Below are 15,259 nucleotides of genomic sequence, written 5' to 3' on the forward strand. Positions count from 1 at the left end.
TTATTTATTTTTCCGCTTTGCTTTTTTTGCCTCACTTTTGCGAAATAATTCACTGAATTTATTGTAATCCATAGTGATGATAAAAGCAATTCCTGTCTCCACAACTTCCCCTTGAAGCGCCACTTGGTATTTATTAATTCGGTACGCTCGTATTTTATATCTACCGTCTTTTGAAAGTTGATAATCAATCGATACATCACCGGCAATATTATTGGCGTTTTGATTTACTTGTTGTGGCCCTTCAATTCCAAAGCTGCTTCCTACCGTAACTTTCAATCGGTCATTCAATAATTTCTTCGAAATTCCTACGCTCAAATCGGTTTTATTTTCTCGTTGACCCGTTGTATAATCATCAGAAGTATTTAAATCGAAATTAAGTTCTACACCTTCAATCAAATCGCCCGCCAAATTATTAAGTTGTTGTGACAAAATTTTACTGGCACTTTCTCTTGCTAGTGACGAAACGCTCGTGCCTCCGGTTTCACTGGCAAAAGGGTTTTCTCCAATAAAACGATTCAGCAGTAGTAAGGCAAAAACCTGTTTGTTTAATTCATCCGGTTGCTGACGCAATTGCGTCAATTTAGCTTGTGTCGCATTGATAATTTCTGTTGAAACGCTATTGTTTCCATCAGGTAGAATGATGTCAAAAGAAATGTTTGGCTTCATCAATTCGCCATTCATTTTCAATTCGGTTTCAAAAGGAATTTTTTGTTTGTAGGTATTTCTCACTTCGGCGGTGACATCTCCTAATTGATCATTTATCAAATCAATTGGAGCAGCTTCAGTTTTATAAACCGCAGTGATATTGATGTCAGCCGTTGTAGGTTCACCAGTCCACAGGATATAACTTCCTTTTTTAATGTCGAATTTTCTTTTGATAGCGTTAAAATTCATTTCATAACTACCTTCAGATAATTCATATCTTCCTGTCAAAGTTGTTTTTCCGGATGGATCAATTCCGCCGTTCAATTGCGCTTCTCCTTTTAATTTTAGGAAATCCCCGTTTGCTTTATCAATAACCAACGACAATTCAGCATCTTTATCAATCTCAATATTTACCGAAGCGTTGATTCCTTTTATGTCCATTTCACTGTCCAATTCATCCATAACAATGGTCTCGACTAATTTCGGATTGTCTTGGTCAATGAATTCTACAATTCCTTCTCTGTCGGCAATTGACGGATCTGATTGTGGTAAAACAATAGTGAATTTAGTGTCTTTGTTAATTTTGATATTGCCCTCAACAACAGGATTGTCTAGATTTCCGGATAGTTTCAAATGATTGTCCAAGTACAATTCACCATAATACATATCATTGTCTTTTGCTTTAGAATTGACGGCTTTGAAATTATCAGCATCGATGGCTAAATCAAAACCAAAATTGCTGAAATTTTCACTGTCAATCTTTCCGTTGATGGCTAAATCATTGTTCTTTTCATCCTTAATTATAAAATTGTCAAAAAGAATAGCATTAGGTGTAAAAACAATTTTATCGTTTAAAGACTTGAATTTTGCATTAAGCTGCTTCACTTTGAAACCAATTTCATTGAACTGTAATTCGCCAACTACTTTGGGTTGGGTAGTATTTCCTGTTATTTTAAAATTCCCTGTCAAGAATCCCGTACTTTCAGTAATATTATCCAAAGTGAAACCCTGAATACTTTTTAAGTTCAATTTATCAATATCAAGATTCATGTCAAAACTGCTGTCACTCGTTTTGTAATTTCCTTCTAAATTGACTTGATTTCCCTGACCTGTAATGGCAATTGTAGCATCGTATTGGTTAGCAATTGCATTATTCACTTTGATACTGATGTTTCCGATTGTATCTTTTTTGAAAGTAAAATTTTCAATGTTTAAGTCTGAAGTAAAAAGCGGTGTGGTACTTATATTTTTGACCAATGCGTTTCCATTGATTTTACCGCTCATTTGCAAATCATCTTTCTCAACGATACTGGTAATGGTTTTTATGTCAAAATCTTTAAAATTAATTGCGATTGGTGCATTTGCTTGCTGCGACTGTGATTGTATCAGGATTTTGCTTCCATCTTTACTCAATTCAAAATTATCTGCATAGATTCCTTTTTTGCCAAAGCGAATTAAATTGTCTTGCGTTATTTTCCAAGATTCATAGTTCAGCAATAAATTATTTGGATCAAGATTGATGTCATTATTGCCGTTCGCAGCTTTTAATGTACCTGCAATTAAGTATCTTTCTTTGTCTTTTGAATCTTTTAATTGCAACGTATAATCCACAATGTTGTTTTGCACTTTGCCTGAAATACTGGTATGTGGCAATTGAATTTGTTTGTTTTGAATGTCATCCACAATAAAACTGTAAACAAGCGAATTATCTTTGGTATCTACTTTAAGGACAGCATTTGTAATGGTGTTTTCGCCATAAATTAATTTCGGAATTGTACCATTCAAAACTATAGAGTCGTTGACAGAGTTGTATCTTCCTTGTATATTAATGGGTTCCAGACTTTTCAATTCAGGAATTAGTTTTAATAGAATTGGACTGTCTTTTACGCCAATTTTAAAAACAAATTCTTGTTTTTCCACAGCTGTTTTTCTGGAACTTGGTTTGCTGTCATAATACTTTGCAATAGAATTTGATAAAGCAGTCCCTATTTTTGACAACTTGTATTTTCCGTTGGCGTCCACATCCAAAAACGGTGATTTCAATACGAATGTATTTTTCTCTGAGGTGGAGGTTGCCACTGCGCTAATGGAATCAATTACAAATTCTTCTTTGGCATTGACTATGGTAATGTTGTGCGCATGTACCGTTCCGTTGAGGTAATCAAGATTTACCGATTGAATATCAGCATCTACAACGCCTCTTATTTTCAATGGGCCAGCGTGCAGATTCAGTTTTTCCAAATCAGCGATATCCACATTCAGTTTTAGTTTTCCGGTAGGATATTTGTCTTTAAAACTTCCGCTGCTTACCAAATCAAAAGTTAGATTAGGGTCTTTTGCGAAAGCAGTTGCATTGAAATTTCCGTTGCGAATATTTCCTTTTACAGCTACATTTTGGTAGGTATATTTATTATAATATGCTTTTAGAATATTCCCGTTTAAAGATGCTGTTGCCGTTTTTGGATCAAATCCTGTTCCTTTTATACTGGCTTTTAAAGTTACTTTTTCAATGGAGTCGTTTTTGATAAATTTCCCTAAATCAAAATTAGTAAGTTCGGTTTGGGCATCGTATTTCTCGTAATTTTTTCTGCTTTGATCGAATGTAGCTTTGATTTTTGCATTTCCAAAACTACTTACGATATTCATATTGGTATTGAAATTAGCAATAGTTCCCTTAAAAATTCCTTTGGCGCTGAATTTTGCCGGCAACTGAATCGAATTTGGAATGGTTCCTTTTGGTAAAAAGCCAACAAAATCTTTCGAACCGGATTGCAAGTCTTTAATATTCAAATCAAAATAGGCTTTGTTTACATCTGGTAAGCCTATGATTCTCCCGCTTGCCGCTACTTTTGTAGTTCCAATGCCACTGATTTCTATACTTGGAAATTCAATGTTTTTTAGTTTTCCTTTTACGGTTCCATTAATCAGCAATATCGCATTGGGATTGCTCATAAACGGATTCGTATTATTCAAAGTTGGTGCAAAAAGTAAAATATCTTTAATCCCCAACTTGCTCTTTTTTAAATTGGCAATAAGACCTAATTCTCCCGGGTTTTTAGCTAAAGATTCAATAGAAGGGTAGCCAATTCTAATTTCATCTTTCAGTTCCGTTTGTGGGGTTTTTAAATATAATTTTTTAAGGAAAGCATTCTTTTTACCGTAGAAAAATTCCGCATTAAAGGATTGAATATTTAAACCGCTTTTGTCTTTAACAGTTAATGAATTGGCAAGTCCGGAAATATTTTCGGAATTGTAATTCAGTTCGTCTACCTGTAAGTTTAGATTGGTAAGATTCAAATGGTTGTAATCAATTCCTTTTTGAACTGGAGTCTCATTATTATTGTCGTAACGGAAATTCACCCGTTTGAATTCCGTTTTCTTTATTTTGACGTCCCAATTGTTAGATTCGGTATTTGTAGCTTCGCTTTTAGGTTTGATTACATCTAATCTATCAAAAGTCAAAGCGCCTTCTACGCCAGTTAAATCAAGACTTTCTATAATTGCGAATTGATTGTTAAGGTCAATTTTGTCAATTTTAGCAAGTAGCTTTTTCAAATAAAAATTTGTGGATAACTTGGTTTCTTCGCTTTCATAATCGAAATCAATTTTTGCAAAATCAATTTCGCCTAATTTTAATTTTAAAATGGATTCCGATTCGTTTTTTATTGCTGCTGCTTTGGTCGCATTGGATATCTGAACCAAACCTTGCTTTAATTTGAACTTCAATCCATTGATTTTAGCTTTCGGGATTTCAAAGTTCATTTCGTTCAAATCGAAAGTTTTAATTCTCGTTTCAAAATGCTTTAGATTAGCGTAAAGATCATTTTTTGTGACGGCATCAGTATATTTAAACTTGATGCGGTCGAGCTTAATTTCTTCTACAGAAAACTGCATGGGTGGCGAATCACTCTTTTGTTTCTCTGGCGAAGCAAATGCTTTTATGATGTAATCAAAATTGAAAACAGCTTTAGAATCTCTATTTAAATGTGCCGAAATCCCCACTAATTCTAAGGAATTGATTTCGACTTTATTGTTTATCAATTGAAACAGACTGATATCGGCAGCTAACTTTTCTCCCGCAAAAAGAGTGTCTTTTTTTTGGTCTTCAAAATAAACGCCTTTAAGAATTACTTTTTTTGGGAATTCAACTTCAAGACTATCAACCCTTACTTTGGTTTTGATTTTTCCTTCCAGGTACGTTACTGCTTTATCTTTGGCATAATTCTGAACAGAAGGAATTTGAATAGCAACAAAAAGAATTAAGAACAACAGGATTATAATTCCTATTATCCAAAGGAAAATTTTTAAACTTTTCTTTACGTATGTTTTCAAATGAGGTGTATTTTTTGGTTAAAATTAACCAATTTAAATAAGAATTGCAATCTTGTCTGCAAATGGGATTGCGTACAAAGATTAAAAAATGAAAACGAAATACATTATAAAATTCAAAAAGAATGTTGCAAAATTACTACAATGTATCACAAGCTAATCAAGCGTTTTTTATGTTTTATATATTGGAATTTCATTAAAATTTTGAGCTTGTTTTTCATCTAATAAAATGTCTTTTACAGCCATTAGCATTGCCTTGTTTGAGGTAAAAAGTTCTCTGTTGAAGTTTATTACGGTTGTAATGTCAATATCTTCAATAGGTGCAAGTTGTGCCTCAGTATAAAACGTGTTGAGTGCTGAGGTGTAATTTTTTTGAATGGTGTCAAATTGAGTCTTCAGCTCTTCAAAACCCGACTTTTTATCCGTATTCAAAAATGTATTTAATTTCATGTAGAGTTCTTGAGTTTCTTTTTTATGATGCAGAAAAAATTGATATTTAATCTCTTTTGATGAACTGCTGAGATTCGTGATGTTGCTTCCAATATCTTTTATACTTTTTACCGCATGCATGGAACTTCGCACTGCCGAAATTAATTGGTTCAATTCTGAATTTTCATCACTATTTAATTTGGCTCTTAATTTCAAATAAAAAGCTTGTAACTCGCCTTGCAACTGTTTTAGGAATTCATATTTTTCTTCAGTAGTTTTTGCATCAAAATTTCTTTTATCATTGATTTCCGTGTAATTAATTTCTTGGTCAAGTTCATGGGTTTGGATTTTAAATAATTCCAAATTGAAAAGCATCGAGTTATGGATGAAATATCGAGTCTCTCTTCTGAATAAATCCAAAGCGGTTTCTGGTTCTGCAATTGATGCGTGGTTTATAAATGCTGCTGTCGAACCATCGGTATTTTTGAAAAAACGTTCCAAAAATGAGGTGAATAAATCCAAAACAGGAAGAAATAATACAATAGCCAACAGATTTATTAAACTCGAAAAAGTAACCAACCCAATGAGTGGATCTTTGATTTTTATAATATCGGTTATCAGTAAAAGAATAGGTCTAAGTAATATAAAAGCAATGGCAGTAATGAAAATATTAAATAATAAATTACCCAATGCCACTCGTTTTTTGGAAGCATTTCCGCCAATAGCGCTCAATACTATTTTAATGATGGTGCCCGTTTCACTACCCAGAACGATTGCCGCTGCCATGGGAAACCCTATTGCTCCTGCGTTAAGTGCGCTCAATGTAAGCGCCATAGTTACGGAGCTAGATTGAACAACCAGCGTAATCAAAAAACCAATTATCAAAAAAATTACTAATGGCTTCGAGGCATATTGTGAAAAATCAAAATAGTGAACCTGCGTTTCCATAGCCGTTTTCATGAAGGAAAGCCCGATAAACATCAAACCAAATCCCAGAAGAAAATAGGAAATATATTTTATGGTTTTACGATTTCCAAGAAGGATTAGGAGAAAACCTCCTAAACAAACTGCCGGATAAGCAATCACTTCTATATTGGTTTTAAAACCAAGTGTTGCCACCAGCCAACTGGCGAGTGTTGTTCCCAAATTTGCTCCCAGAATAATAGCCATTGCATTTTTCATGGTGAAAACTCCGGCGCCCACAAATGCTAAAACCATCAACGAAACCATAGAACTGCTTTGAAGAATACCGGTTACTATTGTTCCGCCTGCCACGGCGCCAATGTTGTTTTTTGTGATTCGCTGCAGAAACAGTTTGAAATTTCTTCCGGAAAGATTTTTTAAGGATTCCTCCACAAGATACATGGCGAAAAGGAACAGTCCCACGCCGGCGGAAAGTTTTAATATTATATTGAGGGTTTCCATAGTTAAAAATAGAACTAAAGATACTTAAAATTAATGATTTAATCTTTTCTTAATGAGGTATTTGTGCTTGTTTTGGTTCGGAAAAAAGTAAAAATTTTAGGTTTTAAATAAAAAAACTACAACTTTTTAAGGGTTGTAGTTTAGGATTAAAATTATGATTTGTTAAACTAATAATCGGAATAATCAGTTGGGTATAAAAAAGTAATGTCTATATGGGAAATATTGTTTTTGTATTTTTCCATAGCTATTAATCCTTTCCATTCCGGCGAATCAACAAAGGCTTTCCAATGCGAATCTCTACTTTCCTGATCTGCAAAAGTGGTCATGTACATTAAGTTTGGCATTTTGGCTCCCGAAATAACTTCGCCATAAAAAACCGCATTAAAGGCAAGGCGGTCAAAGAGTTTTACTTCACCACCAGCATTAAACATATCGACTTTGTTTTTATAAATCGCCTCAGTTGCTGATTCGTAACTTCTCAATTCATACACTCGATTTGCTCTTGGACTGTTTAAAACGGGAGTTGACAAAAATGGATGATCTGAAAAAGCTTTCAATAAAATAGATTCGATACGCAAATATGGCGCTTGTTTATAGGAAGCGTTTAAATAAGCTGCTCCTGCAGCCAAATAAGTTTTGTCTTTGGCCAGTTTATCTTCCAATCCCAGAAATTGAGTCATGGATGAAAATGGAATCACCAGCATTACTTTTTTTATCGTGTCGGTAGCGTTTGGTCTTGGTTTGAACACACCAATATTTTTGATTCCAAGTTTTTTCAAACCCGGAAGAAATGCTTCTTTCAAATACTTTTCAGTGGTTTCAACTTGTTGTTCCGTTTTGAAAATATAGGTTTTTATTTGGTAAAATTCTCTTGATGGCGCTGCGTTTTTAGAATCAGACGTTATTGTTTTAAAGCTGGTAATGGCTAAGGCGATAACCACTAGGAATAGTAATTTTCCTGTTTTCATGTTTTATTTGATTTATATTTAATTCTGGTTTAGTTAAAAATTATAGCAATATATTTTTAGCTTACAGCAAATGCCACTGCAGCTGCCGAATGAATTATGGCGGTGTCGAAAATAGGAACGACAATATCCTCTTGTTGAATTAATAACGGAATTTCAGTGCAACCCAGAATAATTCCTTCAGCACCATTTTCTATTAATTTATTGATGATACTGATGTAACGCTGTTTCGTATCGGGGTTAATGATTCCTTTTCCCAGTTCATGGTAAATAGTATCTTGAATAAAATCTCTGTCTTCCGATTCCGGTATACACGTTTCAATGTTTTCATTGCTGAGTTTAGAGGTGAAGAAATCCAGCTCCATTGTGAATTTAGTTCCCAAAAGCCCTACTTTGGATAGATTCAATTTTTTTATTTCTTTAGTAGTTTCGGTTGCAATATGAATTACGGGTATCTTCATTTTTTCCTCAATTCTATCAGCTAAAAGATGCATTGTATTCGCGCATAAAACAATAGCTTCAGCACCACTTTGTTGTAGGTTTTCACAGGCTTCTGAGAGCATAATAAATGTTGAGTCCCAATCATTGTTGTTATTGTTTCTTATAATATCTGCATAATTGAAAGAATGGATTATGCATTTAGCAAAATTGATGCCTCCCAGTTTCTCGTTTACTCCTTCATTAATAAGTTTATAATAATCAGCAGTAGAAACCCAGCTAATCCCACCAATAAGTCCCAATGTTTTCATCTTTTATTATTTTTGGATGTCGATTTAGAATCCTTTTTTCAAAACCGATCGTAATTTTTGTTGTGTTTATAAAAGTATAAAAAAAAGTATCACTTTTTTGGAATTGCATAAATAGATTCTATCCGATTTAAGAATTTGATAAAAGGGGAAATCAGCCAATAATAAATCTAATAATTTCATTTAGTGCTAATTGTAAAACTATATATTTACAAAATGAGATTTAAAGTATACAGTGAATTATCATACGAAGTTTTTTCTCCAACTACCTTTATTTTTAATATTCAGGCAGCTAAATCTGCGAACCAAAAAATCATTTCAGAAACACTCATTGTTACTCCTTCCATAAAATTTGAAGAATTTACTTTGAAAAATTCAGATACACGGTTTGTGAAAATGGAAGTGGAACAAGGCGTATTTTTTACTGTAATTTACGAAGCAGAGGTAGAGGTCAGTTATTCCGTTTATGATGAAAAAGTGCTTTTGCAATCCATACCAATCATAAATCTGGATCACGAAGTATTGCCTTTTATTTCTCCAAGCAGGCATTGTGAATCAGATAAATTATTGGAATTTGTCACGAATGAATTTGGATATTTACCCAATGAATATGCTAAAGCAAAAGCCATAAAGGAATGGATTTTCAATACTGTCGAATACAAAACCGGTGTTACCAATTCCAGTACTTCAGCCTGCGATACGTTGCTCAATAAAGTGGGTGTTTGTAAAGACTTTGCTCATTTAGGGATTGCATTATGTCGAGCGTTAGACATACCGGCACGCTATTTTACAGGCTATGCGTATAATCTTAATCCACCGGATTTCCATGCTTGTTTTGAAGCGTATATTGGTGGACAATGGCTGTTTTTTGACCCCACTAAATTAGCTGTTGCAAATGGATTAGTAAAAATAGCGAATGGTAAAGATGCATCAGAAGTGGCGGTAGCCAGTTATTTCGGGGATGTTACTTGTACGTTCATGAAAATTCAATGTAATCCTGTTGTATCCGATTTTATACTTTTCAATTCTGAACTTGATACCAAAGCGATTTCTTATGAATGAAATTAAGAATTTTTTAATCTAAAATTTTTCTAACTGTGATTCGGTTGTCGTCTCCCATTTTCCAGATTTCTCCAAACAAAGTAACCTTTTCTCCCGTTTTAAATGCACGGTATTTTTCGGGGCTTCCAAGATTTGGAATACTGATTACAGCAAAATAAATTACGCCTTCAGTTGTTTTTATTTTGGCAGTATAGCCATCTTTTCCTTTTTCGATAGATTGAACTATTCCGGTAATTTTAGCTTCTGCAATGGTCTTCTTTTTTAGTTCCAATATTTCTCTGACAGTAATTTGTTTTTCTTTTCCCATTTTCCAAACTTCTCCTTTCACGGTAATTGTATCTCCAATTTCCGCCTGTTTGAATAACTGGGGATTATTATTCATATTAGGAATACTAATTGTTCCAAAATAAGTGCGTCCTTTTGTGTTTTCAATTGTCGCGGTGTAGCCATCTTTCCCTTTTTGAATAGCCGAAACTTTCCCACTAACGGTAGCTGTTTTTCCTGATGAGCATGATACGAAGCTTAAAATAATCAGACTTAAAAGACTGTTCTTTAGTATGGAATTTTTCATGTTTTTTGTTTTCGTGCTATGTAATAATCGCTAAATGTATCATTCCTTTTTACAAATACAATGCGTTATCAATAATACATTTTTAGGCTTAATTGAATGAGCTTCTAAATTCTAAAGGCGAAACATTGGTTTTACTTTTGAATAATTTGCTAAAAGACTGTGGGTATTCAAAGCCCAATTGGTAGGCTATTTCACTAACGGATAAAGAAGTTGTGGTCAAAATTTCTTTGGCTTTTTCAATTAACTTATCGTGAATGTGCTGCTGCGTACTTTGTCCGGTGAGTGATCGGAGCATGTCACTTAAATAATTTGGCGAGACATTCAATTGCTCTGAAATGTAGAGAACAGTTGGAAGACCAAGTTCCTGAACTTTGTTGCCATTAAAATAATCCAAAAGCAATTTTTCTAAATTACTCAACAAATCATTACTGGCATTTTTACGGGTAATAAACTGTCGGTTATAAAATCTGTTGGAATAATTGAGCAATAATTCAATGTGTGAGAGTATAACATCCTGACTAAAACCGTCTATTACAGAACAATATTCGGCATCAATATTTTGCATAATGTCCGTAATCATTGCTTCTTCTTTATCCGAAAGATGTAATGCTTCATTTACAGCATAGGAGAAAAATCCATAGTCTTTGATGCTTTTTGCCAAAGCATAATTTTGGATAAAATCAGGGTGAACGACTAACCATATCCCTGAAAGTGCTATATCTTCATCAACAACAGTCGAAATTACCTGACCCGGTGAAAAAAAAGTCATAATGCCTTCGTCAAAATCATAATAGTTTTGTCCATATTTCAATTTACCTTTAAAATCCTTTTTGGTACAAATCGAATAAAAATTATAAACGAAACTTTTTATGCTTTCATCAAAATGACATTTTATTTCATTCAGATTAATGACACTAACCAATGGGTGTTTTGGTTTAGGTAATTGCAATAAACGATGCAACTCAGAAATGGAATTGATACTATACGGAGAATGGGTCTCTTTTTTCATGATGCGAATTATAAATTCAGTAGGAAAAGTGAATAGTAAAGATAGCTTTTCCTACTGAATAATGTTATTTTATTGATCGATAGCGCCCATATTGGCAGCATCATAACGAGCACCAGTAATCGTTCCTAATGGGATAATGGTTTCTAAACGGTTTAGGTCTTCAATGCTTAATTTAATTTCGGCAGCAGCATTATTTTCTTCGATATATTTCACACGTTTTGTTCCCGGAATTGGTAAAATACCTTTTGAAACAATCCAGGCAATGGCTAATTGTGAAGGTGTTATTTCTTTTTCGGTAGCCAATGTTTTTATTTCATTTACCAAGGTAATATTTTTGTAAAATTGTTCGCCTTGAAAACGGGGTAAACTTTTTCTAAAATCAGTTTCAGGAAAATCATCAGGGCTTTTGATATCGCCAGAAATAAATCCTCGACCTAATGGAGAGTAAGCCACAAATCCGATTCCAAGATCTTGAAGTGTTTTTAAAATTCCTGTTTCTTCTACGCCACGTTCAAACAAAGAATATTCTGTTTGCACCGCAGTCAAAGGGTGAATAGTATGGGCTTTTTTTATGGTCTGCGATGAAACTTCTGAAAGTCCAATGTGACCAATTTTTCCTTCTTTTACCAATTCAGCCATTGCCGCAACAGTTTCTTCAATAGGCGTCTTTGGGTCTAAACGATGCAGGTAATACAAGTCAATATAATCAGTTCCCAAGTTTTTAAGTGAACGCTCCACTGCTTTTTTTACATAATCTTTTGTACCGTTGAATTGCCAAGTCAGTTGTTCCTTGTCATCAATTTCATAACCAAATTTTGTGGCAATGGTATATTGATTTCTGTTTCCTTTAATGGCTTTGGCGACAAGCCTTTCATTTAGTAAAGGGCCGTATAAATCTGCAGTGTCCAGGAAGTTGTATCCTAGTTCCAATGAACGGTGGATAGTAGCGATAGATTCGGTTTCATCTGCTTTTCCATAAACATCCATTCCTGCAATTTGGGTCATTCCCATACAACCCAATCCTACTTTTGGAACAAAAAGTCCTTGACTTCCCAGTTCGATTTTTTTATTAGTATTCATACTTTTTTATTTAATTGTAGATTTAAATTAACAATGCAAATGTCAGTATGATACTAAATTTAAAAGTAACCCAATCTCTTATAGTTGTATCCAAAATGAGGTAAGTTGATTTTAAAAACGATATCAGTCGCAAAACAAACCTTATTTAAATGAGATTGTGTGATGAGTTATATATTGTAGTTAAGTTTCATTTATTCATTAAATAGGATGTTAAATGTTTTATTTTCTCGCTTTGCATATGGAAAACATCGCAAAATACAGCGTCCAGTAAATCGCCATTTTTCATTTTAGATTGGACCGCACCTTCTACGATTACAATATTATTTTCTTCAATCATTCTAATAATTTGTATGGTTGGACTACCAATAAAATTGTCGTTTTCTATCTCCTTATCAAATGCTTCTTTCCCAGATAAACGAAACATTCCAGGTACTTCCCAGGTAACATCTTCAGTTAAGCAGGATAAAATTTTTTCATGGTCACTAGCCATAAAGGCTTCCATATATTTTTGTACAGTTTGCTTATTTTTTGTCATGGTTTCCAGCGTAATTTAAAGGATTGTCTTTTATTTAAAGGCTTACAAAATCGTCACTTTTAGGGAAAATACTCAGGGCTTCAATTGCAATTTCAGGAGTTGGAGAGGCTAGTTTTCGTAGTTTGGTATCCATCCAAGCACCATCAACAGTTATGGTTGCACAAAGTTTGTTGTCTTCATTCAAAAACTCATGTACAATAGACCAACGAGAAGCATCAGCATTTACTTTTGAGGTTTTGGTATGCATAAAAATTTTGTCAGAAAGTTTTATTTCTTTTCTAAAAACACATTCTTCCCTAAAAAGAATAGGTCCAAAACTTTGTGCTTGCATGACTTTCATCGTTAAACCTAAATTTTCCAGAATTTCGATACGGTGCTGTGCTCCAAAGTCATAATAAGCACTATGTCGGACATGAAAATTAGGGTCGAGATCAGACCAACGGAAGGATAATTCTTTGCTAAATGAAGTCATTGTTGTTTTATTTTAAAATTATTTTTAGGGCACTTTCAGGATTGTATTTCAATGAAAGCAGGTAGGTTTTAGAAAATCGAAAATACAAATAAAAACGGAATTTGATTACGGTAAACATTGCTTTTTAAGGCTTTTTTATGATAAGCAAGTAAATGTAAAAGAACTATTTGGGGATTATTTTATCTCAAAAAATATTGTGGCGTGTCTTTTGTATAACAAAAAAAGATTGTCTAATTCCGGATAACAGAAATAACCATGTGTATGAAAAAAATAATTGTATTGTTGTTGCTAACGAGTGGTATGTATGCTCAAGAACAAGTGTTTAACGTGCAGCGGTATTGCATAGATGAGCAGCCTTTTAAGCAAGGCGAATGTAATATTACTGGAAATGAATACTCTTTTGTGTTCTTAGACACTCAAAAGCGCGATGTAGTTTTCTTCCTCACGGCTACGAAAATGAAATATAAAATTGTTGACTCCGGTATTTTACCTCAGGATAGGAATTACACGTTTTATACTTTAGAAAATGAAAATGAACAAGTAGAAATGAGAGTAAACCAGCAGCATACAAAAATTGAATTTCTGTATCCTGATAATCACATTTATTTGACGGTAGGAAAATCTACTAAGGCAGTAAATTAATGGATTGTGTACAAACGTAACTTGCAGCAAACTTTTGTTTGCTGCTTTTTTAAATGGATTGAAATTCGTGCAATTCTTTGACAAATTCTTTCCGTTGGTACCAATCATTATAAACTAAATGGTATTTTTTAACTTTGAATTTTCCGAAATCAAAATTTCGATACTTTTCTAAAACTGCAATCAACTTTTCTGTATGACTTATTTCTTTTCGAAATCGTGCTACAGTCGAATGAGCTGTATTAATGGAATAGCGTTTGTCGATACTTTCCTCTAATCCAGAATTCGTGAAATTTGTTCTTAAGTTGTTTCTTAAATTATCTAAGGAATTAGAATTGGTAAAACCCTGAAGCATTATTGCCGATGGGGAAGCAGTAATGCCCTGAAAATTGATTACTATATTCTGTATTCCAACAAGACTTTTTTCGATAATTGCAATATAATCGGGAATCGAAATTGTTTCCAAATCAAGACCATCGTAACAAGAAATAATTGATAATACAGTGATGTGAATATCCGAACTGGGATAATAATATTGCTCCGGATCAATTTGCTTTAGTTCGTCTAAAAAGTTCTGTATGTTTTTTTTGGTTTGACTATCAGGTCGAATTAATAAAGTAATGCCAAATCTGCGATCTGAAAGCGAATCGATTTGATTGTCAATTTGATAGGTGTTCGTCACAATCTTTTCAATAGATTCGTTGTATAGCGCAGTATAATGCTGTTTTAAATCCATTTGTTAGCTTGTTTTTATGTTATCATGTCCCAAAGCAAGTCAAAAGTGTTATTAATAACGGTGTCTTGTTCGGGTTTTGAAAAGTCTTTAGCAACTAAATATTGATTGACGCTAAAAGTGTGTCCGCAGATGAGTGTAAAAATGAGTTCAACATCCATCAGCTTTATGATTTTGTCCTTTACTCCATTTTCTAAAATAACCATAATTGGTTTAATGTATTTCTGAGTTTCTTCTTCTGCAATTTGTTTTAAGTAAGGCGAAGAGTTAAATTGTTCCATGAAACGGAATTCCGTCTTGTGTTTTTGTGCCCAATGAAGTGTTGCAGAATAATAAATTTTCAAGATTCCCTGCAACGATTTTTCGTCTTTAATTATCTCCGAAATGTGTTCATTCAGACGGCTTTTAATGTCAATGTACAAAGCTTTGACTAATTCGTCTTTTGTTGGGAAAAAGTAAAATAAAGTGCCACTGGCAATGCCTGCTTCTTTTGCAATTTTACTCGTGGGTGTATCGTGAAAGCCAAACTCAACAAATAGTTTGAGCGCCGCCGCCAGTAATTTTTCTCTCTTGTCCATTATTCAGATTTTATTTTGTCAAGGGTAAATCGTAATATTCA

The 15,259-nt window shown here is 33.7% G+C and carries 13 protein-coding genes; 2 read left to right on the top strand and 11 right to left on the bottom strand.

What is annotated here, in order from left to right:
* The 4 genes from CLV00_RS09840 to CLV00_RS09855 form a co-directional block, all read right to left on the bottom strand.
* A complete protein-coding gene (locus CLV00_RS09840; RefSeq protein WP_099715012.1) occupies positions 1–4,977 on the bottom strand; it encodes a translocation/assembly module TamB in 4,977 nt (1,658 codons plus the stop codon).
* 168 nt (positions 4,978–5,145) lie between these two features.
* Positions 5,146–6,828, bottom strand: coding sequence for a Na/Pi cotransporter family protein (locus tag CLV00_RS09845; RefSeq protein ID WP_099715014.1), 1,683 nt, complete (start codon positions 6,826–6,828; stop codon positions 5,146–5,148).
* A gap of 167 nt (positions 6,829–6,995) precedes the next feature.
* The gene (locus CLV00_RS09850) at positions 6,996–7,796 is read right to left on the bottom strand and encodes an NIPSNAP family protein (protein ID WP_099715016.1); all 801 of its coding nucleotides are present in this window, start codon (positions 7,794–7,796) and stop codon (positions 6,996–6,998) included.
* 56 nt (positions 7,797–7,852) lie between these two features.
* Positions 7,853–8,542 carry an aspartate/glutamate racemase family protein gene (locus CLV00_RS09855; RefSeq protein ID WP_099715018.1) on the bottom strand — a complete coding sequence of 230 codons (690 nt, stop codon included), beginning with the start codon at positions 8,540–8,542 and terminating at the stop codon, positions 7,853–7,855.
* Between the two features lie 213 nt (positions 8,543–8,755).
* Between CLV00_RS09855 and CLV00_RS09860 the strand changes: the two genes are divergently transcribed.
* Positions 8,756–9,601, top strand: coding sequence for a transglutaminase family protein (locus CLV00_RS09860; RefSeq protein WP_099715020.1), 846 nt, complete (start codon positions 8,756–8,758; stop codon positions 9,599–9,601).
* A 13-nt stretch (positions 9,602–9,614) separates the two neighbouring features.
* Here CLV00_RS09860 and CLV00_RS09865 read toward each other — a convergent pair whose 3' ends face one another.
* The 5 genes from CLV00_RS09865 to CLV00_RS09885 all read right to left on the bottom strand — a co-directional run bounded on the left by CLV00_RS09865 (position 9,615) and on the right by CLV00_RS09885 (position 13,268).
* Positions 9,615–10,172, bottom strand: a complete 558-nt coding sequence (locus CLV00_RS09865) for a hypothetical protein (protein WP_099715022.1) — start codon at positions 10,170–10,172, stop codon at positions 9,615–9,617.
* 88 nt (positions 10,173–10,260) lie between these two features.
* Positions 10,261–11,181 carry an AraC family transcriptional regulator gene (locus CLV00_RS09870; protein WP_099715024.1) on the bottom strand — a complete coding sequence of 307 codons (921 nt, stop codon included), beginning with the start codon at positions 11,179–11,181 and terminating at the stop codon, positions 10,261–10,263.
* A 69-nt stretch (positions 11,182–11,250) separates the two neighbouring features.
* Positions 11,251–12,261 carry an aldo/keto reductase gene (locus CLV00_RS09875; RefSeq protein WP_099715026.1) on the bottom strand — a complete coding sequence of 337 codons (1,011 nt, stop codon included), beginning with the start codon at positions 12,259–12,261 and terminating at the stop codon, positions 11,251–11,253.
* A gap of 187 nt (positions 12,262–12,448) precedes the next feature.
* Positions 12,449–12,796, bottom strand: coding sequence for a nuclear transport factor 2 family protein (locus CLV00_RS09880; protein WP_039110543.1), 348 nt, complete (start codon positions 12,794–12,796; stop codon positions 12,449–12,451).
* A 34-nt stretch (positions 12,797–12,830) separates the two neighbouring features.
* On the bottom strand, positions 12,831–13,268 hold the full coding sequence (locus CLV00_RS09885) for a thioesterase family protein (RefSeq protein ID WP_099715028.1): 438 nt from the start codon (positions 13,266–13,268) through the stop codon (positions 12,831–12,833).
* A gap of 255 nt (positions 13,269–13,523) precedes the next feature.
* Here CLV00_RS09885 and CLV00_RS09890 point away from each other — a divergent pair, with 255 nt between their 5' ends.
* The gene (locus CLV00_RS09890; protein WP_143394888.1) at positions 13,524–13,910 is read left to right on the top strand and encodes a hypothetical protein; all 387 of its coding nucleotides are present in this window, start codon (positions 13,524–13,526) and stop codon (positions 13,908–13,910) included.
* A gap of 49 nt (positions 13,911–13,959) precedes the next feature.
* Here CLV00_RS09890 and CLV00_RS09895 read toward each other — a convergent pair whose 3' ends face one another.
* The gene (locus CLV00_RS09895) at positions 13,960–14,643 is read right to left on the bottom strand and encodes a 2'-5' RNA ligase family protein (protein WP_099715032.1); all 684 of its coding nucleotides are present in this window, start codon (positions 14,641–14,643) and stop codon (positions 13,960–13,962) included.
* A gap of 14 nt (positions 14,644–14,657) precedes the next feature.
* A complete protein-coding gene (locus tag CLV00_RS09900) occupies positions 14,658–15,218 on the bottom strand; it encodes a TetR/AcrR family transcriptional regulator (protein ID WP_099715034.1) in 561 nt (186 codons plus the stop codon).
* Positions 15,219–15,259: the final 41 nt, after the last annotated feature.

The organism is Flavobacterium sp. 11, assembly GCF_002754315.1.
Classification (GTDB): Bacteria; Bacteroidota; Bacteroidia; order Flavobacteriales; family Flavobacteriaceae; genus Flavobacterium; species Flavobacterium algoritolerans.